Source organism: Streptomyces sennicomposti (assembly GCF_019890635.1).
GTDB classification, from domain to species: Bacteria; Actinomycetota; Actinomycetes; order Streptomycetales; family Streptomycetaceae; genus Streptomyces; species Streptomyces sennicomposti.
Genome location: NZ_JAIOAB010000013.1, coordinates 20554 through 42400 on the forward strand (window position 1 = coordinate 20554; position 21847 = coordinate 42400).

General features: G+C 72.4%; 14 protein-coding genes. 8 read left to right on the forward strand and 6 right to left on the reverse strand.

Going from position 1 to position 21847, the window contains the following annotated elements; genetic code table 11:
* Positions 1–10 precede the first annotated feature (10 nt).
* Positions 11–1021, reverse strand: a complete 1011-nt coding sequence (locus tag K7787_RS10335; protein WP_009192248.1) for a LacI family DNA-binding transcriptional regulator — start codon at positions 1019–1021, stop codon at positions 11–13.
* A gap of 212 nt (positions 1022–1233) precedes the next feature.
* On the opposite strand from K7787_RS10335, the gene K7787_RS10340 reads away from it, so the two are divergent.
* Entirely contained in the window at positions 1234–2757 is a 1524-nt protein-coding gene (locus tag K7787_RS10340) for a family 43 glycosylhydrolase (protein ID WP_223001202.1), read from the forward strand.
* A 69-nt stretch (positions 2758–2826) separates the two neighbouring features.
* On the opposite strand, the gene K7787_RS10345 is transcribed toward K7787_RS10340, so the two are convergent.
* The 3 genes from K7787_RS10345 to K7787_RS10355 form a co-directional block, all read right to left on the reverse strand.
* Positions 2827–4722: an arabinofuranosidase catalytic domain-containing protein gene (locus tag K7787_RS10345; RefSeq protein ID WP_223001203.1), complete on the reverse strand. Its 1896-nt coding sequence runs from the start codon at positions 4720–4722 to the stop codon at positions 2827–2829.
* A gap of 314 nt (positions 4723–5036) precedes the next feature.
* The gene (locus K7787_RS10350; protein ID WP_223001204.1) at positions 5037–7676 is read right to left on the reverse strand and encodes a PA14 domain-containing protein; all 2640 of its coding nucleotides are present in this window, start codon (positions 7674–7676) and stop codon (positions 5037–5039) included.
* 195 nt (positions 7677–7871) lie between these two features.
* On the reverse strand, positions 7872–10322 hold the full coding sequence (locus tag K7787_RS10355) for a beta-L-arabinofuranosidase domain-containing protein (RefSeq protein WP_223001205.1): 2451 nt from the start codon (positions 10320–10322) through the stop codon (positions 7872–7874).
* A 733-nt stretch (positions 10323–11055) separates the two neighbouring features.
* Between K7787_RS10355 and K7787_RS10360 the strand changes: the two genes are divergently transcribed.
* The 5 genes from K7787_RS10360 (at position 11056) to K7787_RS10380 (ending at position 17151) form a co-directional block, all read left to right on the forward strand.
* Positions 11056–12168, forward strand: a complete 1113-nt coding sequence (locus tag K7787_RS10360) for an ABC transporter substrate-binding protein (protein WP_223001206.1) — start codon at positions 11056–11058, stop codon at positions 12166–12168.
* Between the two features lie 90 nt (positions 12169–12258).
* Positions 12259–14010 (forward strand): sugar ABC transporter ATP-binding protein, encoded by a 1752-nt coding sequence (locus K7787_RS10365; RefSeq protein ID WP_247720743.1) that lies wholly within the window; start codon positions 12259–12261, stop codon positions 14008–14010.
* A complete protein-coding gene (locus K7787_RS10370) occupies positions 14007–14975 on the forward strand; it encodes an ABC transporter permease (RefSeq protein ID WP_223001208.1) in 969 nt (322 codons plus the stop codon). The genes K7787_RS10365 and K7787_RS10370 overlap by 4 nt, the downstream gene beginning before the upstream one ends.
* Complete coding sequence (locus tag K7787_RS10375; protein ID WP_043262099.1) at positions 14972–15991, forward strand: ABC transporter permease; 1020 nt, start codon at positions 14972–14974, stop codon at positions 15989–15991. The genes K7787_RS10370 and K7787_RS10375 overlap by 4 nt, the downstream gene beginning before the upstream one ends.
* A gap of 143 nt (positions 15992–16134) precedes the next feature.
* The gene (locus K7787_RS10380; RefSeq protein ID WP_009192257.1) at positions 16135–17151 is read left to right on the forward strand and encodes a LacI family DNA-binding transcriptional regulator; all 1017 of its coding nucleotides are present in this window, start codon (positions 16135–16137) and stop codon (positions 17149–17151) included.
* Positions 17152–17173: 22 nt separating this feature from the next.
* On the opposite strand, the gene K7787_RS10385 is transcribed toward K7787_RS10380, so the two are convergent.
* Positions 17174–18346 carry an aldose epimerase family protein gene (locus tag K7787_RS10385; RefSeq protein WP_223001209.1) on the reverse strand — a complete coding sequence of 391 codons (1173 nt, stop codon included), beginning with the start codon at positions 18344–18346 and terminating at the stop codon, positions 17174–17176.
* A gap of 355 nt (positions 18347–18701) precedes the next feature.
* On the opposite strand from K7787_RS10385, the gene K7787_RS10390 reads away from it, so the two are divergent.
* On the forward strand, positions 18702–19904 hold the full coding sequence (locus tag K7787_RS10390) for a serine hydrolase domain-containing protein (protein ID WP_223001210.1): 1203 nt from the start codon (positions 18702–18704) through the stop codon (positions 19902–19904).
* 47 nt (positions 19905–19951) lie between these two features.
* The gene (locus K7787_RS10395; RefSeq protein WP_223001211.1) at positions 19952–20659 is read left to right on the forward strand and encodes a TetR/AcrR family transcriptional regulator; all 708 of its coding nucleotides are present in this window, start codon (positions 19952–19954) and stop codon (positions 20657–20659) included.
* A 72-nt stretch (positions 20660–20731) separates the two neighbouring features.
* On the opposite strand, the gene K7787_RS10400 is transcribed toward K7787_RS10395, so the two are convergent.
* A complete protein-coding gene (locus K7787_RS10400; RefSeq protein ID WP_372456634.1) occupies positions 20732–21826 on the reverse strand; it encodes an MFS transporter in 1095 nt (364 codons plus the stop codon).
* Positions 21827–21847 lie beyond the last annotated feature (21 nt).

Genomic DNA, 21847 nt, shown 5'->3' on the forward strand with positions numbered 1-21847 from the left:
CCGCCGGGGGCTACCCGCGGCCGAGGGTGCTCTCGCGTTCGACCAGGGAGTAGCCGGCGTGGATGCGGCGGGCCTGGTGGCGGGGGGCGCCGTTCAGCTGGGACAGCACCGACTCGACGGCCATCCTGGCGATGGACGCCTTGTCGGGTGAGACGGAGGTGAGGGTGACGGCGCCGAACCGGCCTTCCACCACGTCGTCGAAGCCGACCACGGCGACGTCCTCGGGAATCCGCAGGCCCCGTTCGGACAGGACGCGCATCGCGCCGATGGCGATGAGGTCGTTGTAGGCGAACACCGCGTCCGGGCGGTGTCCGGCGTCCAGCAGCCGGGCCATGGCCGCCGCCCCGTCGGCGTGGCCCCAGCCGTCGGTGGCCGCCACCAGCCGGTGGTCGGCGACCAGCCCGGCGGCGTCCAGCGCCTCCCGCCAGCCGCGCAGCCGCAGATGCGCCGGCTGGCTGCGCCCCCGGCGCGCCCCCAGGAAGGCGATGTCCCGCCGCCCCAGGGAGATCAGATGGCGCACCGCCTCGCGGGCGGCGGCGACGTTGTCGATGGAGATGTGGTCATAGGGCAGGTCGTACTCGCGTTCGCCCAGCAGGACGAGCGGGACCGGTTCGGCGCGCTGGCGCAGGTCCTCCGCCTCCAGCTCGATGGGGCTGAGGATCAGCCCGTCGATCACCCGGGCCCGGAAGCCCTGGCTGACCAGGGTCTCCTGGTCGCGCCGGCCGCCGGTGTGGTCGAGCAGGACGGTGTAGTCGTGCTCGGCCGCCGCGTCCACGACCTCGGCGGCCAGTTCGGCGAAGTAGGGGTTGCCCAGTTCGGGCAGGGCCAGGGCCACGATCCCGGTGCGGCCCTTGCGCAGATGCCGGGCGGTGAGGTTGGGGCGGTAGCCCAGCTCGTCGATGGACTTCTGCACCCGCGCCCGCATGGTGGGGGTGACATGGGGCTGGTCGTTGACCACGTTGGAGACGGTCTTGATGGAGACGCCCGCGTGCAACGCGACGTCCTTGAGGCTGACCCGCACGATGTTCCTCCCCTTTCCAACGTTATACGGGGCATACCTCCGCCCTGGCAAGCCTTCGCCGCACGCGGCACGACCGTCTTGACGCCCTGTCAACACGACCCTACGGTGGCGCACCGTCAGCATTACAACGATGCAAAGCGATGTCCCGGCGCGCCCGCGCCGGGCCTGTCCCCCCACCTCTGTGCGAAAGCGCTCCCCAGAAGGAGTCCCTCATGCGCACGCAATCCCGCACCGTTCCCCCTCGGTCGCGTCCGCCCCGGTCGCGTCCACGGCGCCTGCTCGGCGCGCTGGTCGCGCTCGGGCTGGTCCTCGTCGCGCTGAGCGCCGTACGGCCCGCCCCCGCCACGGCGGCCCAGGCCGCGCGGCCGGCCGCCCAGGCCGCCGCCGCCCGACAGGCCGCGGCCACCGGCACGTTCCGCAACCCGCTCAACACCGGCCCCGACCCGTTCATGACGTACTGGAACGGGAACTACTACCTCACCACCACCCAGGGCGGCAGCATCCGCATGTGGCGCTCGCCGTCGCTGAGCACCCTGCTGACCGCCGACCCCATCACGGTGTGGACCGACACCGACGCCTCCCGCAACCGGGACGTGTGGGCGCCGGAGTTCTACCGGTTCGGCAACCGCTGGTACCTGTACTACACCGCCGACGACGGCACCGACGACCACCACCGGATCTACGTCGCCGAGTCCGACCGCGACGACCCGGCCGGGCCGTACCACTTCAAGGCGAAGCTGGCGCCGCCCAACCACGCCGCCGACTTCGCCATCGACCCGGGCATCCTCCAGCACAACGGCCGTCTCTACCTGGCCTACAGCGGCATCAACCCCTACCAGCACAACGGTCTCAACATCGCGCCGCTGTCGAACCCGTACACCGTCTCGGGCGACGCCGTCGCGATCAACGCGGCCGGCGGCTGCCCCGAGGTGCGGGAGGGGCCGGAGTTCCTGTACCGCAACGGCCGTACCTGGATGACGTATTCGACCTGCGACACCGGCAAGCCGGACTACCAGGTGTGGATGATGTCGCTGCCGTCGAACGCCGACCCGCTGGTGCCCGGCAACTGGACGCAGCACCAGGGGGCGGTCTTCTCCCGCGCCGACGACCACGGCGTCTTCGGGCCCGGCCACCACGCCTTCTTCACGTCGCCCGACGGCACCCAGGACTGGATCGTCTACCACGCCAAGACCACCTCGGCCTACACCTACAGCGACCGCACCACCCGTGCGCAGCGCATCGGCTGGAACGCCGACGGCAGCCCGAACCTGGGCTTCCCGCTGGCGACGGGCGCCACCCAGGACCTGCCGTCCGGCGACCCGGGGCCGGGCGGCTACTGGATCAACGACGACGGCCGTTCCAACGGCCCCGGCAGCCTCTCCTACACCGGCGCCTGGAACTCGGGCACCGGCTGCGGTGTGCAGTGCTTCTGGGGCGACGACCACTGGAGCGACGGGGCCGGGAACACCGCCACGTTCACCTTCACCGGCACCCGGATCGCCCTGCTGTCCGTCCGCGACACCGGCAACGGCTACGCGGCGCTCAGCATCGACGGCGGCGCCGAGCAACGCCTCGACTACTACGGCGCGATCCGCACCGGCGAGACGCTCCAGTTCCTCAGCCCGCGCCTGCCCTACGGGCAGCACACGCTGCGGGTCCGGGTGACGGGCGAGCACGACGCGCAGTCGGGGGCGTCGTTCGTCAGCGTCGACCGCGCGGAGGTGTACGTCAACTGAGCCTGGAGCAAGGGGGGTACGGGGCCGGAGACCGGTCCCGTACCCCCCTTCTACGGTCCTGACGTTACGTCAGCTCAGCGTGAACCTCTGTGCCGCCGAGCCGTTGCAGTCCCAGATGCGCAGCCGCGTGCCGTTGGCGGTGGCCCCGTCGGGCGAGTCCAGGCAGCGGCCCGACTGCGGGTTGAACAGGGAACCGTCCGTGCGCTGCTGCCAGTTCTGGCCGCCGGCGCCGTTGCAGTCCCACAGCTCGACCTGCGTGCCGTTCGCGGTGCCGTTGCCGTTGATGTCCAGGCAGCGGCCGAGCGAGCGCAGCGAACCGTCGGCGTTGTGGTACCAGTGCTGGTCCACGGCGTAGGACTGGCAGTCCCACAGCTGTACGGCACTGCCGTTGCCGCCGCTGTCGTCGGCGGCCACGTCGAGGCACCTGCCGCCGGGGGCCGCGACCGGGGCGCCGCCGTTGACGGAGAACTTCTGCGCCGCCGAGCCGTTGCAGTCCCAGATCTGCAGCCGGGTGCCGTTGGCGGTGGCGCCGCTCGGCGAGTCGAGGCAGCGGCCCGACTGCGGGTTGCGCAGCGAGCCGTCGGCCTGCTGCACCCACTTCTGGCCGCCGACCCCGTTGCAGTCCCACAGTTCGACCTTGGCGCCGTTCGCGGTGCCGTTGCCCTCGATGTCCAGGCAGCGGCCGATGGTGCTCAGGGAGCCGTCGGCGTTGTGCTGCCAGTGCTGGTCCTCGGCCCAGGTCTGGCAGTCCCACAGCTGTACGGCGGCGCCGTTGACGCCGGTGTCGTCGGCGGCCACGTCCACGCACTTGCCGCCCGGACCGGTCACGGTGCCCTGCGGACCGTTGGGTACGTCGGTCCGGCCCGCGTAGCCGACGGAGACGATATTGGCCTGGACGGCGTTCTCGGCGGCGTCGCTCGGGTAGCCGGCGACCATGACGCCCTCGAAGAAGGTGCCCCGGTTCCAGTTGCTGTTGTCGCCGCCGGTGCCCAGGATGATGCCGCCCTCCTGGTGCATGGGCTTGTAGCCGCCACGGGTGGGCAGCCCGCCGTCCCACCAGGTGGTCAGGGCGCCGGTCTGGGAGTTGCCGCCCTTGAGGGCGTACTTGGTCTGGCCGTCGTTCTTCAGCACGGCGGTGACGAAGGGGCTGTTGTTGCCGCGGTTGGCGGTGTTGGAGCCGTTGTCGCCCTGGAACATGCCGTTCTCCAGGTCGGCCTCGACCCACGGTCCGGAGCCGGTGCACGGGGCGAAGTAGCAGGTGGTGGCGATGGAGACGGCGTCCATGTGGCCGTTGCCGGTGTCGGCGGGGGTGCTCTCGGCGTTGCCGTAGTCGAAGCAGCAGTCGGAGCCGACGTGGGTGCCGGAGGCCACCATGTAGGCGCCCTCGGGCTGGCCGTTGACGGCGACGCCGGAGGCCACGCCGGTGTAGCGGTAGCCGACGCCGGGCGAGATCCAGATGCCGTAGACCTTGTGGCCGCCGGCGGTCACCGCGATCTCACCGGCGTCGGCGCCCCGGTCGGCGCCCATGCCCGCGGTGCCGGCCGGGCCGGGGGTGAGGTCGTTGTGCCGGGAGGTCTGGTCGTAGACCTTGGTGATGCGGCACGTGGTGTTCTGGCAGAACACGTCCTGCTGGGCGGCGTTTGCGTAGCCGCCGGGGGCCAGCGGTCCGATGTCGGCGCGGGCCCCGTCGGAGGCACGTGTGACCTGGTAGAGGGGGCCGTTGTAGGAGGACAGCAGGGCGCGCGTGGTGCTGTGCGCGGCGACGCAGGGGGTGCCGGCCGAGCCGTAGATGTCGCACGGCAGCGAGCCGGCCGCCTGCGAGACGGCGGGGAAGGCGATCAGGGCGCCGAGGACGAGACCGAGGGCGGCCACGGCGGACAGGATGTGCCGGAGGGGGCGGAGGACCGCTGATCGCGCGGCGGGGCGCGGGACTCTTCGCGCGGCGGTGGATGGTGCTCTGCGCATGGTGTGCTCCCGTGACTGTGGGGAAGGGGAATGGAGCTCAACCTGCCGATGCGGCGGCAGAGTTCACGCCGCCCGGCACCTTCGCCGGGAAGTTACGCGCGCCGGTCCACCGCGTCAATATTTGTTGCTTCACTCTCCTTGGCCGTCGACAACACGTCCGGATCTGTTGTCTTCTGTTGGTCCATGGCTCGCTTCGGCCACTCGGCGGGGAGGTGGTCCGGACCGTTGCCGGGCAGCCCGCAGCCCTCCAGGGGCCGGTGCCCACCGGCCCCTGGAGGGTGTCAGTCGCTCTCTGCCGAGCGGGGCGTCCGCCGTCAGTGCGCGGTGGCGCCCGCCGCCGCACCGGCCGCGATGAGCTTGCGGTTGATGTCCCTGACCTGGTCCGGGTAGACCTTCAGGACCGCCCGGTCGTAGGTGATCAGGCCGTTGAGTTCGCCCTCCACATCGCTGATCTGGGTGTAGACCGAGCCGGAGAGTCCGGCGGCGGCGTTAGGGATGAGCTGGCTGGTGTTCTCCACGTAGGTCTTGGTCATCTCGGCGATGTCGGCGGGGCCGTCACCGTAGTCCTGGCCGCCCGCGACACCCGCGATGTGACCGGGGATCGTGAGCGAGTAGCCGCCGTGCTCGCCGTCCACGGCGGCCCGGGTGGCGTCCGGCGCGGGGTTGGCCGGGCCGTGGTAGAGGTGGTAGTCGATGACGTCGCCGCGGCCGGAATCGCCCTTGGAGGCGCAGCAGTTGACTCCGGAGTGGGCGTCGACCAGGCGGGAGGGGTCCTGCTGCTTGACGGCGTCGGCGAGTTCACCGGTGGACTGCTTGCTCTGCTCGCCCCAGCCCTCGTTCATCATGGTCCACATGACGACGGAGGGGCTGCTGATGTGCTGGTCCACGATCTCGTGGACCTCCTTGGTGAACTCCTCGTTGCTCGCGGCGCTCGCGTGGTCGGTGTTGCGGCTCGGCATGTCCTGCCAGACCATCAGGCCGAGCTTGTCGGCCCAGTAGTACCAGCGGGCGGGCTCCACCTTGATGTGCTTGCGCACGGCGTTGAACCCGAGCTGCTTGTGCAGCTGGAGGTCGGACTTGAGGGCGGCGTCGGTCGGCGCGGTGTAGACGCCGTCGGGCCAGAAGCCCTGGTCGAGGGTGGACAGCAGGAAGGTGGGCTTGCCGTTCAGCTCGATCTTGTTGACGCCGCCGACCTTGGCCACGGAGACCGACCGCATGCCGAAGTAGGAGCCGACGCTGTCGTGCGAGCGGCCGTCGTCGAGGGTGACCTTCAGGTCGTAGAGGAAGGGGTGGTCCGGGCTCCACAGCTTCGGGTTGCCGATGTGCAGCCGCAGGGCGGTTCCGGCGGCGCCGGAGACCGAGCCGACGCGCTTGTGGCCGTCGTACGCGGTGGCGGTCACCCGGGCGGTGCGCTTGGCGCCGGCGCTCGGGCGGACCGTGACGGACAGGGTGTCGTCCTTCAGGTTCGGGGTGAGCACGAGCGAGTCGATGCTCTCCTCGGGGACCGGTTCCAGCCACACGGTCTGCCAGATGCCGGAGGTGGGCGTGTACCAGATGCCGCTCGGGTCGGTGGACTGCTTGCCGGTGGCCTGGTCGGAGGCGTCGGTGGTGTCCCTGATCTTCAGCAGCACCGTCTGGTCGCCGTGCCGGGTGACGGCGTCGGTGATGTCCGCGGTGAACGCCTCGTAGCCGCCGAGGTGATGGGCGACCTGCTTGCCGTTGACGTAGACCCAGGCCTCGTAGTCGACCGCGCCGAAGTTCAGGTGCAGCCGGTTGCCCGAGCCGACCCGCCAGCCGGCCGGGACCTTGAAGGTGCGCTGGTACAGCGACCAGTCGTGGTGCTCGGCGACGCCGGACAGCGGCGCCTCCATCGGGTAGGGCACCAGGATCTTCCCGCTCAGCTTGCCCTTGGGCAGCGCGGCGTCCTGCGTGGTGCCCTGGAACTGCCAGGTGCCGTTGAGGTTGGCCCACTGCTTGCGGGTCTGCTGCGGGCGCGGGTACTCGGGCAGGGCGTTGGAGGGGGAGACGTCCTTGGCCCACTTGGTGGCGAAGTACCAGGTGGAGTTGTTCTGCGCCACGCTGGAGAACACGCCGAGCGGACCGGCGGCGGTGGTCAGCCCGCCCTGGCCGTCGTAGCTGATGCGGACCTCGGACTTCAGGGCCGCCGGGGTGTCGCTCTCGGCGGCGGTGAGGACCAGCTTGGAGCGGTCGGCGGGGTCGGTCGTCACGGTCGGCGACCAGCGCTGCCCGCCCGCGATCACCGACAGGTGCTTGGTCAGGTCCGCGGGCAACGCGGCGACCCTGTCCGGGAGTTGCACGACGGCCTTGCGGCCCGAGGTGTCGACCGTGCTGTGCAGGTCGAGGGGCGCGTAGTCGTCCGGCAGGTGCAGGGCGGAGTCGGGGACGGGCTGGCGGTCGATGCCGGGGCCGGACCACTCGGTCTGGATGTAGGCGCCGCCGTTGCCCTGGTTGTAGTCGAAGGACAGCTGGTGCTCACCGGCGGTCAGCGTGACGGGCTGGGACTGGGTCTGCACGTCCCAGTCGGTCGTCCAGTGGTCGATGACGCTGGCGCCGTCCAGCGACATGCGGAAGCCGTTGTCGCCCTTGATGTAGAAGGTGTACGACCCACCCGTCGGTATGTCCAGCTTGCCGGTCCAGTGCACGGCGACGTTCAGGGTGGAGCCGGCGCAGCTGCGCAGGGTCGGGAGGAGGTCCTTGACGTTGAGGGACGGCTGGACTCCGCTGCTGGTGTAGGTGGCGAAGTCCAGTGAGGTGCTGTCGGAGCTGAGGTAGCAGTCGCTGCGCAGCCCCTGCGCGGTGGTGCCCGCGGCGGCCTCGGCGGCCGGGGCCGCCTGCGCGAGGGTGGCCGGGGTGAGGAGCGCCGCGCCGAGCAGCAGCGGGGCGAGGGCGGCCAGTCCGCGGGTCAGCGGGGTGCGGTTTCTTCCGGGACTCAACGGGGGTTCACCTTTCGTTCGGAGCGGTGACAGGGGCTGCCGGGCGGTGCTGTCGGGGATCGGTGGCAGACCCTCGGGGTTTCTCCGGGGCGCTCGGGCGCGCCGGGCCGTGCGGCCCGTGCACCGGCCGTGGCGGCGGGCGCGTGGGCCGACGACTGCGTGCGCGCCGGGCGGCCTGGCCGGGCGCGCGGGCCGTCACGGTCCGGTGCGCCAGGCCAGCAGGCCGCCGGAGAACCCGGTCTTCAGCTGCGCGGTGATGCGCAGGGCGGTGGTGGTCACGGCGGGGAAGGAGAGTTCGTTGAAGCGGTCGATAGCGGTGCCGTGGTCGGCGTCCGCGCCGGCCGGCTGCCAACTGCCGTCCGTCGCGCGGTACTCCAGCCGCCAGGCGGCGGGGACGCGGCAGGCGCCGTGACCGGTGTCGTCGTACCAGTACACCGACACCGCGCCGACGCGGACGGGTTCGGCGTAGGCGTACTGGACCCATTCCTCGGCGCCGGTGCGGTCCCACCAGGTGAAGCGCGGCACCGACTGGTCGTAGGAGCCGGACGGTTCGACGGCGGCGTTCATGAGCAGCGCCTGCGGACTGTCGACGCCGCTGAACGAGGCAGTGACGGCCGCCCATTCACGCGCCGTGGCCGAAGTGCCGGCGGTCGGGAAGGAGGTGATGCGCAGCCGTGCGGCGGCGGCCGGGATCAGGGTGAGCTGTTCGACCGGCTGCGTGGTGCGCGCGGGGCTGTGCTGGAGCGGGGCGAGGACGTTCTGGTCGTCGGTGGTCCAGCCGGGCAGCCGCCGGCCCCGGGCCCGGATGCGGACCGGAGTGCCGTCCTGGGTGTAGGGGTTGGCGGCGCGGGCGCGGGTGCGTTCCACGACGAGGGACCGGGCGGGGTCGCGTGGGTCCAGGTCCAGGGCGTGGTTCCAGGGCGAGCCGGGGCGCACCTCGTACTCCGGCCAGGCGTCGGTGCCGCCGGAGCGCTGCCACTGCTCCTCGATGCGCAGGGAGTAGGTCAGGGGGCCGTGGTGGACGGAGACGGAGTCCTCGTCGGCGCCCCAGGTGCGGACCGTCGTCCTCATCGGCAGGTGCAGCACGATCTGGTCGCCGTCGTGCCAGCGCCGGTCGAGGACGAGGTGGCCGCCGCTGCGCCGCGCGTCCGCCGGCCGGCCGCCGAGCCGTACCGCGGGCCGCTCGCACCAGCCGGGGACGCGCAGATAGAGCGGGAAGGAGACGGGACGCGGTGTGGACACCTGGAACGTCACGGTGTCGCCGAAGGGGTACTCGGTGCGCTCGGCGACGGTGACGGCGGTGCCGTCGCCGACCTTGGCGCGGACGACGGACTCGCCGTACAGCGAGGCGCACAGGCCGCCGTCGGCGCTCGCGAGCCACATCTCCTCGGCGTAGTAGGGCCAGCCCATGCCGTAGTTGTGGGGGCAGCAGCGGTACTGGTGGATGCCCGGCATGTACGCCTGCATGGCGAAGGAGTTGTTGAACTGGCCGTGCGTCTTGGCAACGTTGTCCAGCTGGACGCCGTTGGCGGCCGTGACGTAGTGGGTGCCCTTCTGGAGCGGGTCGAAGGCGGCGGGCAGCGTGTTGAGGGCGAGATCCTCGCAGCGGTCGGCCCACACCGTGTCCCCGGTCAGCCGGGCGAGCAGCTGGTGGCTGTGCATGAACTCGACGATGCCGCACGTCTCGAAGCCCTGGCGCGGGTCGTGGTAGCCGGGGCGGGCGTTCTCGTCCGCGGCGAAACCGCCGCCGGGGAACTGGCCGTAGGTCCGCATGACGGTGTCGTAGACGCGCCGGGTGGCGGCGAGGAAGGAGTCGTCGCCGGCGAGGACGCCGTACTGGGCGGGTTCGCGGAAGCCCTGGGCGAGGTTGACGTTGTGCCAGGTCGGGATGGAGTGCGTGTAGTCGGCGCTGTGGGCGTGCAGGGTGCGGACCAGGTCGAGCAGCCAGTCCTCGCCGGTGCGGTTGTACACCCAGTACGCGGTGTCGATGGTGTCGCCGACGCGGGCCGCGCCCCAGCCCTGCCCGAAGAGCGTGCCGGGCTGGGTGTGCAGGTACTTCAGCCAGCCGGTCAGGGTGGGGAGGACCCGGTCGTCGCCGCTGTACTCGTGCCAGGTGCGCAGCGCGTCCAGGACGGGCATGTACGGCCAGAAGTCGGGGCCGCCGTTGAGCGCGGTGCGCAGCCGGGCGGGGCCGAAGAAGCCGTCGGACTGCCGGGTGGCGAGGATGCGGTCGATCCAGTCGCGGGTCAGCTCCAGCACGCGGGCGTCCTGGGTGACGTAACCGAGGTCGCCGAACCCGCGCAGCCAGTACGGCAGTTCCTCCCAGCCGTCGTTGGCCGGGACGGACCAGCCGCTGGTCTTCGGGTCGAGGTAGTCGGACACCTCGGGCATGCGCCCGTTCAAGCCGTCCAGTTGCAGGTCCAGTTGGGTGCGCAGCCAGCCCTTGGGGGTGACGCTGCCGGGCGGCAGCCGCAGGAAGGGCTCCTGCCGCAGCGGGGCCCGGTTGGCGGTGTAGTGGGGACGGCGGCCGGCGGCCGGGACGACGGGGCCGGGCGGTGTGGCGGCGTGCGCGGGCGTGGCGGCGCCGGCCAGGGCGGCGGCGCCGGCGACCGACATGGAGCCGGTCAGGAACGTACGGCGTTCCATGAACTGCCCTTCCTGTGGGAGGACCGTGTCCAGCGGGTGCGGGGCTTGCGGGTCCAGCGGCGGTGCGGCGGTGCTGCGGTGCTGCTAGGCGTCCGGTCGGGGCGCGGGATGCGGAGTGCGGGGTACGGGGCGCGGGGTGCGGGGTTTGGGGCGCGGGTTTGTGGGGGGCTTCGCACGGAGCGCACGAGGTGGCGGGGCGCGCGGACAGGGCGTGCCGGGACCCGGCCCTGACGGATCATCAGGTACGGGTACGGCTGTGCCGGAGCGGTCCCGGCAGGCGGCCGGCACGGGGTGCGGACGGCTCGGTCCGTCCGCGCCGCGACCCTCGGCGGTGACGGACACCTAACAACGTTGTAAACGAAAGCAGCCACATGACAGCACAGCCCCGATCGGGGTGTCCACCCCTCTGCACGATTCTTCTCGCGCCCCGCGCCCGGACCTCGGAAATCGTGGAAATACCGCTGTTCAGAGGGGATTTGACGACCGGAGCGGTACCCGGCGAGCCCGCCGCCGCCCTCATGGCGCCCGGTGTGCGGTCACCGCCCGGACCCGGGAAAACCGGCGTCGGAAAGGTTGCGTACCGCGGGTTGACATCCGGTTTGACGTTCCCTCAATGTCTACAACGTTGAAAAGCCCGCCTGTCGGCACCGCACCCTTCGATCGAGGGTCCAGGTGGTCCCCCGCCTTTTCCGCCCCGCCCCTTCGTCCACCCCGTTGAGGATGTGATCGGCGCGTGAACGTCCAGTCCAAGACCTTCTCTGCCGCAGTGCTGGCCGCCGGGCTGTGCCTGGCCGTCACCGGATGCACCAAGTCGGACTCGTCCGACTCCGGCGGCGACTCCAAGTCCTCGGCCGCCGCGAACGACAACGCGGCCGCCTCGCAGCAGGTCGCCTCGCCCTCCGCGGCGGGACCCGGCTGCACCTACAAGACGTACGGCGGCGGTGTCCCCAAGCTGGACATCACCGACGGCAAGACGGTCGTCGGCTTCTCGCAGTCGGAGTCGACCAGCAACCCGTTCCGGGCCACCGAGACCAAGAGCATCGAGCAGCAGGCGAAGAAGCTGGGCGTCAAGCTCATCCAGCGCAACGCCAACGCCGATGTCAACGCGCAGAACTCGCAGATCGAGGACATGATCGCGCAGGGCGCCAAGGTCCTCATCGTGGCGCCGGAGAACTCCGACGGCCTCGGCCCGGCGCTCGCCAAGGCCAAGTCCGCCAAGGTCCCGGTGCTCACCATCGACCGCACGGTCGGCGGCAGCGCCTGCACGGACTTCATGGCCTTCATCGGCTCCGACTTCTACCACCAGGCGCAGATCGCGGCCGACGACCTGGCCGGCGCCACCGGCGGCGAGGCCCATGTCGCCATCCTGACCGGCACCCCGGGCAACAACGTCACCACCGACCGGACCAAGGGCTTCCAGGACCAGGCCAAGGCCAAGTACCCGAAGATGAAGATCGTGGCCTCGCAGACGGGCAACTTCGCCCAGACCGACGGCCAGAAGGTGATGGAGCAGCTGCTCCAGTCGCACTCCGACATCAACGCGGTCTACGCGGAGAACGACGAGATGGCGCTCGGCGCGATCCAGGCCATCCGGTCGGCCGGCAAGACGCCCGGCAAGGACGTCAAGGTGGTCTCCATCGACGGCATCGAGCAGGCCGTGAAGAACGTCGCCGCCGGCCAGATGGTCTCCGACATCGAGACCAACCCGCGCTTCGGCCCGCTGGCCTTCCAGGCGCTGCAGGACTTCTACGGCGACACCGGCGTCCAGCCCAAGGTGATCATCAAGGACGGTCACTTCACCGCCGACAACGCCCAGCAGGCCCTCGACCAGGGTCTCGTGTACTGAGGCCGCACCGCACCGGGCGTGCCGGGGCCGGGCCGCGTCGCCGTGGCCCCGGCCGGTCCGGCCGACCGGCGGCTGCCTCGGGCAGCCCGCATGAGGAGGAAGACGTTGGTCCAGCAGGACCCGGCACCTCGCAGCGACTGGATCGTGGAAGTCGCCGGGGTGGACAAGAGCTTCGCGGGCGTCCACGCCCTGCGCGGGGTGGACTTCCGTCTGCGCCCCGGTGAGGTGCACGCCCTCATCGGCGAGAACGGCGCCGGGAAGTCGACGCTGATCAAGGTGATGACGGGCGTGTACCGGCCCGACGCGGGCCGGATCCGGTTCGCGGGCGAGGACCGCGCCTTCCGCAATCCGCTGGAGGCGCAGGCGGCCGGCATCTCGACCATCTACCAGGAGGTCAACCTCGTCCCGCTGATGTCGGTGGCCCGCAACCTGTGTCTGGGGCGCGAGCCGCGCCGCTTCGGCCTGGTCGACGTACGGGCGATGAACCGCCTGGCCGCCGAGGCGCTGAAGCGCTACGGCGTGGACGTGGACGTGACCCGTCCGCTCGGTTCGCTCGGGCTCGGCGCCCAGCAGATGGTGGCCCTGGCACGCGCCGTGCAGATCGACGCCCGTGTGGTGGTGATGGACGAGCCGACCTCGTCGCTCGAACCGCGCGAGGTGGAGACCCTGTTCTCGGTGATCCGCGATCTGAAACGGCAGGGCATCGCCGTCGTCTACGTCAGCCACCGACTGGACGAGCTGTACGCGATCTGCGACCGGGTCACGGTGATGCGGGACGGCGCGGTCGTGCACACCGGCGAGATGGCCGGGCTGGAACGGCTCAGGCTGATCTCGCTGATGCTCGGCCGCGAGATGTCCACCGTCCGGGCCAAGGGCGCCACCGCGTTCGGCGGCGAGCACGAGCGGCGCGAGGGCGTGCCGGCGCTGCGCGCCACCGGGCTGACCGTGCGGCACCGGGTGCACGGCGTGGACGTCGACATCCACCGCGGGGAGGTCGTGGGGCTCGGCGGGCTGCTCGGGGCCGGGCGCAGCGAGACCGCCAAGGCGATCACCGGGGCGCTGGCCACGGACGGCGGCGCCGTCGAGGTGGAGGGGACCGAGCTGGCCCGGCGCAGCCCGGCCGCCGCCATCAAGGCCGGGGTGGTGATGCTCGCCGAGGACCGCAAGACGGAGGGCATCCTGCCCAATCTGTCCGTGCGGGAGAACATCTCGCTCGCCCTGTTGCCCCGGCTGGCCCGCGCGGGCGTGGTCTCGCAGGCCAAGCAGGACGAGGTGGTGCGCTTCTTCATGGAGCGGCTGCGCATCAAGGCGTCCGGTCCCGACCAGAAGGTCAGCGATCTGTCCGGCGGCAACCAGCAGAAGGTGCTGCTGGCCCGCTGGCTGTGCCTGGACCCGAAGGTGCTGCTGCTGGACGAGCCCACCCGCGGTATCGACGTGGGCGCCAAGGCGGAGGTGCAGGCGCTCATCGACGAACTCGCCGAGCAGGGGCTCGGGGTGCTGCTGATCTCCTCGGACCTGGAGGAGCTGATCGAGGGCTCCGACCGGATCGTCGTCCTCAAGGACGGCCGGGCCGTCGGCCATCTCGAGGGCGACGACGTGAGCGAACAGGCGGTCCTCGACACCCTCGCCACCGCCGACCCGGCGGACGGTGCGGAGCCGACGGGGGATGACGCGCAGGCGTCGGAGGACGCCGGAAGCGCCGTGCGCGCCGAGGCCGCCGTGCCCACCGAGGCCACCGAGGCCACCGAGCCCACCGAGCCCACCGAGGCCGTCGGCGACGAACACCCGCAGGACCGGAGCCGGTCGGCCGGCCACGCCGTGACGAAGGAGGAGCCCCGATGACGCCCACCACCTGGGCCGGGCCGGACCTGCTGGACCGCGCCCGGCTGACCCGGCTGCTGCAGGCGTACGGCGTCTACGCGGCGCTGGTCGTCCTGTTCGTGGTGGCCGCCGTCCTGGACAGCTCGTTCCTGTCCGCGGGCAACGTGCGCATCCAGCTGTTCCAGGTCGCGCCGACGTTGATGGTCGCACTCGGCATGGCCCTGGTCATCGGCACCGAGGGCGTCGATCTGTCGGTCGGCGCGATGATCGCGCTCGCCGCCTCGGTCGTCCCGCTCTACGTCGGCTACGGCGCGCCGCTCGCGGTGCTCGTCGCCCTGGTGTTCGGCGCGGTGTCGGGGGCGGTGGGCGGCACGATGGTGGCCTTCGCCCGTATCCAGCCGATCGTCGCCACCCTCTCCCTGATGATCGGGCTGCGCGGTGTCGCCGAGCTGATCAACGGCAACTCAGCCAAGCCGGTCATGAACTCCGGTCTGCTGAGCCTTGGTTCGGACGGTTTCGCCGGGGTGCCGCTGATGGCGTGGATCGCCGGGGTGTGCGCCGTGCTGACCGCGCTGCTGGTGCGCCGCACCACGTTCGGGCGGCAGTTGGTCGCCATCGGCGACAACCGGCAGGCGAGCAAGCTGGCCGGGCTGCCGGTGCGGCGCGTCCTCGTCACCGTGTACGTCCTCTCGGGCGTCCTCGCCGCCTTCGCGGGCGCGATGATCGTGGGGCACGGCGCGGAGGCGGATCCCGCCCACCAGGGCCTCAACATGGAGCTGAACGCCATCACCGCGGTCGTGGTCGGCGGCACCCCGCTGACCGGCGGCCGGGTGCGGGTGCTCGGCACGGTGGCGGGCGCGCTGTTCATGCAGCTGATCACCGCCGTCCTCACCCAGCACAACGTGCACACGTCCTACACCCAACTCGTGGAGGCCGCCATCATCTGCTTCGCGGTCTACGCCTCACAGGAGCGTGGTACCCGATGAGCCCGTCCGCCCTGCGGCCCGCCCCGCTGCCGGCGGGTCCCGCGCCCGACGCGGCGCAGCCGGCCGCGCTGCGCGCACGCCTGGCCTCCCACATCCAGCGCCGGGGCGCCCTGGCCGTGCTGGTGCTGATGGTCGCCATCGCCTCGGCGACCTCCGACACCTTCCCGACCTGGTCCAACATCTCCAGCATCCTCGGCAACAACGCGTTCGTGTGGCTGCTGGCCCTCGGGATGACCTTCGTCATCCTCACCGGCGGCATCGACCTGTCGGTGGGCTCCCTGTACGCGCTCGGCGGCGTCCTCGGGGCGTACGGCGCGCACACCGGCGGCACCTGGCTGGCGATCGTGCTGCCGCTGGCGGTCGGCGCGGTGTGGGGGTCGGTGCAGGGGCTGCTGGTCTCCCGGGCCGGGATGGCGCCGTTCATCGTGACGCTCGCCGGACTGCTGGGCGCGCGGGGGCTGTTGCAGGCCCTGACCGACGAGGGCGCGACCACGTATCTCGTACCGCCCGGCTCCGCCTTCCGGCACTTGGGCGCGGGCACCTGGACGCCGGTGCTGATCGTGGTCGCGCTGTTCGCGCTGGGCGCCCTGCTGCTCACCCGCACCCGGTTCGGCGCGACGGTCACCGCGCTCGGCGGCAACGAGAACGCGGCCACGCTGATGGGCCTGCCCGTCGCCCGCACCAAGGTCCTCGTCTACGTCCTGTCGGCCACCCTCGCCGCGACGGCCGGCGCGCTCGGCAGCGCCCGGCTGGGCTCCGGCGTCACCACGATCGGCGTCGGCTACGAGCTGACCGCGATCGCCTCCGTGGTGATCGGCGGCACGCTGCTGACCGGCGGCAGCGGCTCGATCGGCGGCACGGCCAGCGGGGTGCTGGTGCTCGCCGTCATCCACAACCTCATCGACCACTACTTCTCCCAGTACGGCTCCGCCTTCACCGACACGGTCAACGGCGCGTTCCTGGCCGTGGTGGTCCTGGCGCAGACCCTGCTCAGCCGCACGCGGCAGACGGACTGACCGCCTCACCGCCTGACCCCTGACCGCCTGAAGCGGGACGCCGTCCCGTGGCCCGGCCGACCGCTCGGCGCGCCCGGGCCACGGGGCCGCTCACCGCGATCCGCGCCGGCCCGGGGACGCCGCCGCCCGACCGAAGGAGTTCAGTGGGCGTCAGCCTGAAGGACGTCGCACAGCGCGCCGGGGTCTCCGTCAAGACTGTGTCGAACGTCGTCAACAACTATGTCCATGTCTCCCCCCGGACCCGGGCGCGGGTGCAGCGGGCCATCGACGAACTCGGCTACCGGCCCAACCTCGTCGCCCGCCATCTGCGCAACGGCCGCACCGGCATCATCGCCCTGGCCGTCCCCGAACTGGGCAACCCGTACTTCTCGGAGGTGGCCGGCGCCGTCATCGACGCGGCCGCGCGGCACGACTACACCGTGCTGCTGGACCACACGGCGGGGCTGCGCGAGAAGGAGGTCCTGGTCTGCCAGGGCTTCCGCGCGCAGATCATCGACGGGCTCATCCTCAGCCCGATCCGGATGGAGACCGAGGACCTGCTCTCGCGCACGGACACCTCGCCGCTGGTGCTGCTCGGGGAGCGCGAGTACGAGGCCCCCTTCGACCACATCGCCATCGACAACGTGGCGGCGGCGCGCGCCGCGGTGCAGCATCTGCTGGACACCGGGCGCCGCCGCATCGCCTTCCTCGGCGCCCGCCGGGAGAGCGCGCGCACTCCGGCACACCTGCGGCTGCGCGGGTGGCGGGAGGCGCACACCTCGGCCGGGCTGAAGCCGCCGGAGCCGCTGATCGTCGCCACCGACGGTTTCGACCGCCAGGACGGCGCGGCGGGCATGGCCGCGCTGCTGGACCGGGGGGAGCGGCCGGACGCCGTGTTCGCCTTCAACGACATGGTCGCCCTGGGCGCGATGCGGGTGCTCGCCGAGCGCGGGCTGCGGGTGCCGCAGGACATCGCGGTGGCCGGGTTCGACGACATCGAGGAGGCCCGGTACGCGGCGGTGGCGCTGACCACGATCGCCCCCGACAAGCAGGCCATCGCGCAGATCGCCGTGGACTGCGTCGTGGAACGCATCGCCGCCCGCACCCCGCCGGTGCCGCGCCGCATCCTGCCCGGCTTCGAGCTGGTGGTCCGGGAGTCCACGGTCGAGCGGAGACGGTGAGGGCGGCCGCGCTCCGGGACCGTCAGGCGTCCGGGGGTACGTCGCCGCGGGCCGCGAGATCGCGCAGGTGCGGGAAGGCGAACTCGGTACGGCTGCGCAGGGGTTGGCCGGGCCGCACCTCGGTGCTGGGGTACTCCGGACGGTTGGGCGAGTCGGGAAAGTGCTGCGTCTCCAGGCACACCCCGGCGTACGCGGCCAGCGGCCGTCCCTCGAAGTCCTCGACCGTGCCGTCCAGTTGCTGCCCGGTGTAGACCTGGACCCCGGGCTCGGTGGTGCGGACCTCCATGATCCGCCCGCTGACCGGCTCTTCGAGCCGCGCGGCCCGATACGCCACGGCGCCCCCGTCCGCCACGCCCTCGCCCTGAGAACCGGCCGTCCGCTCACGGCTCCCCGCATACCCGCGCAGCACCCAGCAGTGGTCGTATCCGCCGCCCGCAGTGGCGAGTTGCGGGTCCGGCGCGCCGATGCCCGCGCCGAGCCGGCGGGGCCGGGTGAAGTCGAAGGGCGTGCCCCGCACCGGCCGGGGTGCGCCGGGCAGCGGGAGGGAGGTGGCGTCGATCGGCAGATAGGCGTCGGCGTCGACGGTCAGCACATGGTCGAGGACGCCGAGTTCGGGGCGGCCGGCGAGGTTGAAGTAGGCGTGGTGGGTGAGGTTGACGACGGTGGGGCGGTCGGTGCGGGCCGTGCTGTCCAGGACGAGGGTCCCGTCCGGCCGCAGCACGTACTCGACGGAGACGGCCAGCGCCCCCGGGAAGCCCTGATCCCCGTCCGGGCTGTCGAGGCTCAGCCGCACCCCCGCGGACCCGTCGCCGTACGCCACCGGCCGCGCCCGCCACATCCGCCGGTCGAACCCGTCGGTCCCGCCGTGCAGGGCGTTGCCCCGGTCGTTCACGGGCACCTGGTGCACGGCGCCGTCGAGGCGGAACCGTCCGCCGGCGATCCGGTTGGCGTACCGTCCGACGACGGCCCCGAGATAGGCGCCGCTGCCGGCGTACTCACGCGGCCCGGGCAGCCGCAGCACCACGTCGTCCACGGCGGCCCCGGCGGCGTCGGGCACCCGCAGGGACTCCAGCACGCCACCGAGGGTGAGGACCGAGGCCCGGACGCCGCCGGGCGAGCGCAACGTCCAGCGCTCGACCGGCTCTTCGTAGGCGTCGGCGGGCAGGTCCTCACGCGTAGCCGTGCACACAGCCATGGTTCTCCTCACCGAAGACGGAAGAGCGAAAGCGAAAGCCCCGACCACACCGGCCGTCCCCGGCCACCCCACGGACGACCTGGGCAGGGACGAACACGTCCGCACTTTACAACGTTGAAAGGAGGCGGGAGAAGAGATCCGTTCCGGACACGTGCCGCCTGCGCCGCCCGCCATCGCCGCCGTCTTCAGCCGGAGGCCGAGGCAGGCGCGCACCCGCCCGCCACGACTGCGGTCCGACGGTGGCCGATCCGGGTGCGCGCGGAGGGCTCGGGACGACGCCCGCTCCTCCTTGCCCCGCTGAACCAATGGTGTCACCATTGGTTCACAATGCGAGGGCGACTGAGAGGGCGTTGCGGTGTTCGAGGCGCGAGGACTGACAGGGACGGCACTCGCCGGGGCGGCGCTGGCGGGCGCGGCGTGGTTGTGGCGCAACCAGGGCGCGGTGGCGTCGGCCCGGCCCGTCAACGAGTGGACGTTCACTCACATGTCGGCGCTGATGCCCACCGCGGCCGTGCCGAGGTCCGCGCGGCCCGAGCCGTTCCCACGGCGGTCCCGTCCACTGGAGTGCACGTACGAGTACGCCGGGCGGACCCGCACCCTGGCCGAGTTCCACCGGCGGGCGTACACGACGGGTTTCGCCGTCGTGCACCGCGGTGTCCTGGTGCACGAGAGCTACCCCGGGCGCTTCGCCTCACCGCGCTCGCGGTTCCAGCTGTTCTCGCTGACGAAGTCGGTGACGTCGATACTGGTCGGCATCGCCCTGGCGGAAGGGGCGCTGTCCTCGCTGGAGCGGACCGCGGTCTCCTACCGGCCCGAACTCGCGGGCTCGGCCTACGACGGCCCCACGGTGGGACACCTGCTGCACATGTGCAGCGGCGTCGGCGGCGTCGAGGACTACACCGATCCGAAGGCGCCGATCAGCAGGTTCGAACGGGCGGTGACCGGTGGCGGTTCGGTCCTCGACGTCATCCGCTCGCTGCCGCGCGCCGCCGCCCCGGGCACCGTGTTCAACTACTCCACGCTCGACACCCAGGTGCTGGGCTGGGTGCTGGAGGCGGCGACGGGCATGCCGCTGGCCCGGTACGCGGCGCAGAGGCTGTGGGGCCCGACGGGCGCGGAGCACGACGCCTACTACTTCCTGACCCGGGGCCACCCGCGCACAGCGCTCGGCGGGGGATCGCTCAACGCGTCGGTGCGTGACCTGGCACGGCTCGGAGTGCTGATGGCCCACGGCGGCGCCTGGCGCGGGCGGCAGATCGTGCCGGCCGCCTGGACCGAGCGCAGCCGCGGGGCGGGCGTGGCGCACCTGGAGGCCGGAGCGCTGGGCGCCGGGCTCCCCGCCCACTACGGATACGCGAACCAGTGGTGGACGCTGGGCGGCGAGCACAGGGCCTTCACGGGTCTGGGCATCCACGGCCAGTACCTGTGGGTGGACCCGGTCGCCGACGTGGTGGTCGTGAAGACCAGCGCGTGGCCCACGGCGGACGACGTCGAGCGGGACCGGGAAACGGTCGCCGCGCTGAGTTCGCTCGTCTCCTGGCTCGGCGCGGACGGCTGACCAGGGCGGCCGGGGCCGCAGCGGCGGCGGCCGATAGGATGAGGGGCATGACGGAATCCGGGACGTCGGCCGAGCCGAAGGCGAGAGGCCGACGCGGGCGTCCGCCGTCGACGTCGCTGAACCAGAAGCTGATCCTGGACACCGCGCTCACCCTGGTGGAGCGCGAGGGGCCGGACGCGCTGACGCTGCGCCGGCTCGGAGCCGATCTCGGGGCGAACCACACGGCGGTCCTGCGGCACTTCCACAGCAAGGACGAGATCCTGCTGGGGCTGGCCGAGCGGCTGCTCGAGGAGGCCTTGGACGGCTTCGCACCGGCGGACTCCTGGCGGGAGACGCTCGAGTCGCTGGCGCGCCGGGTGCGCACGGCGTGCCTGGCGCACCCCAGGATCGCGCTGCTCGTCGCATCCCGGGTCGCCCGGCGTTCCGCGGAGTTCCGCGGCGCGGACGCGGTCATCGCAGCGCTGCGCCAGGCGGGCTTCGGCGACCGGGACGCGGCGCGCTACTACCGCTCACTCGTGGAGACGGCGCTGGCCGTCTCCGCCCACGAAGCGGCTTTCGCCGCGCTGGACATCGGGTCCCAGGAGGGCGACCGGATGGCATGGCGGCGCGAGTACCTCGCCGTGTCCCCGACGCTCTACCCTCATCTGGCGGCGGCTGCCCCGTACTTGGCCGAGGCCGACGAGGACGACCAGTTCGAGACGACGCTGGGTCTGATCCTGGACGCCGTAGAGGCCCGGGCCCGCGCGGCGCGCTGAGTCGGCCCGATCACGCCGACCGCGGGTACGCTTCCGCGTCGGCCGAGGGCTCTCCCAGGGCTTCCCCGCCCGTCACGCATCCGTCGAGTCCGCCGGCAGGGCGAGACCCCGCACCGTCCTCAGCAACGGCGCCGCCGCCACCACCGTGACGGCGGCCAGCGTCCCGCCCAGCACGGGCGCCCCGGCAGTGTCCAGGAGCCACCCGGTCATGGCAGGTCCCAGACCGGTGCCGACCGCCAGCGCCCCGCCGGCCGCCGCCGCCCACCGGCCGCTCCGGTCGACGGCGGCCACCACCCCCAGCATCTGCGCCAGCAGGGCCAGGTAGCAGATCTGCCAGACCACCGTCGCCGCCGCGTAGAGCGGATCGAAGCCACTGGCCGCGGCCAGCAGTTTGGCCACCGCGTCGGCGGCGATGACGAGCACCAGCGTGGGAACGCGGCCGAGACGGCGGGCGACGGCCGCGCTGACAGGCACCCCGACCAGCGCGGCGGCGCCGGCGACCGCCAGGATCACCGAGACCGCGCCCGCCGACAGTCCCGCATGCCGCTCGCCCAGCACGCCCGCGTAGGACCAGGCGCCCTGGTCCGTGGCGGCCAGTACGGCGACCGACGCGATGAACCACCAGGGCGGCGCCTGGCCACCGGCGGACGGGTGAGGTCCGGGATGCGGGCGCTGCCCGTCGGGCAGGTATCGCATCAGCCACCATGCAGCCGCGCAGCAGCCGGCGAGGACGGCGAATCCTGCCGCCGCGCCCCCTCGGTGATCGGCCTGAGGCACTCCGGCCAGCAGCAGCGCGAGGACGACGGTACTGCCGAAGACCGTCGTCGCCGCCGCGCGTTCGCTGTCGCGCAGCGCCGCCAGCCCGGCCGCCGACGCCGCGAACGCCGCCCCCAGCCCCGCACCCGCGACCGCGTTCGCGGCGAGCAGCACGGCCACATCGTGCGCCTGCCCGGCGCCGCAGAAACCCGCGGCGGCCACCGCCAGACCCCACCGGGCCAGGGCCACCCGGCCCGGCCGCGTCGCCCGCCGGGACAGGAGCAGCGCCACCAGCGCGGTGGAGAGGAGCTGGGCCGCCGCGACGACGCCGGCGGCCGTGTCCGACAGATGGAACCGGCGCCCGTACCCGTCGAGCAGCACCGGCATGAGGGTGCCTCCGAGGTTCCCCATCGCGGTGCCGGCGACGAGGGC

Bases quoted from the DNA above. Each gene is read 5' to 3' on its own strand.
- K7787_RS10340 (WP_223001202.1), top strand. From the start codon at position 1,234: ATGCGCACGCAATCCCGCACCGTTCCCCCTCGGTCGCGTCCGCCCCGG.
- K7787_RS10345 (WP_223001203.1), bottom strand. From the start codon at position 4,722: ATGCGCAGAGCACCATCCACCGCCGCGCGAAGAGTCCCGCGCCCCGCC.
- K7787_RS10355 (WP_223001205.1), bottom strand. From the start codon at position 10,322: ATGGAACGCCGTACGTTCCTGACCGGCTCCATGTCGGTCGCCGGCGCC.
- K7787_RS10365 (WP_247720743.1), top strand. From the start codon at position 12,259: ATGAGGAGGAAGACGTTGGTCCAGCAGGACCCGGCACCTCGCAGCGAC.
- K7787_RS10370 (WP_223001208.1), top strand. From the start codon at position 14,007: ATGACGCCCACCACCTGGGCCGGGCCGGACCTGCTGGACCGCGCCCGG.
- K7787_RS10375 (WP_043262099.1), top strand. From the start codon at position 14,972: ATGAGCCCGTCCGCCCTGCGGCCCGCCCCGCTGCCGGCGGGTCCCGCG.
- K7787_RS10385 (WP_223001209.1), bottom strand. From the start codon at position 18,346: ATGGCTGTGTGCACGGCTACGCGTGAGGACCTGCCCGCCGACGCCTAC.
- K7787_RS10395 (WP_223001211.1), top strand. From the start codon at position 19,952: ATGACGGAATCCGGGACGTCGGCCGAGCCGAAGGCGAGAGGCCGACGC.
- K7787_RS10400 (WP_372456634.1), bottom strand. From the start codon at position 21,826: ATGGGGAACCTCGGAGGCACCCTCATGCCGGTGCTGCTCGACGGGTAC.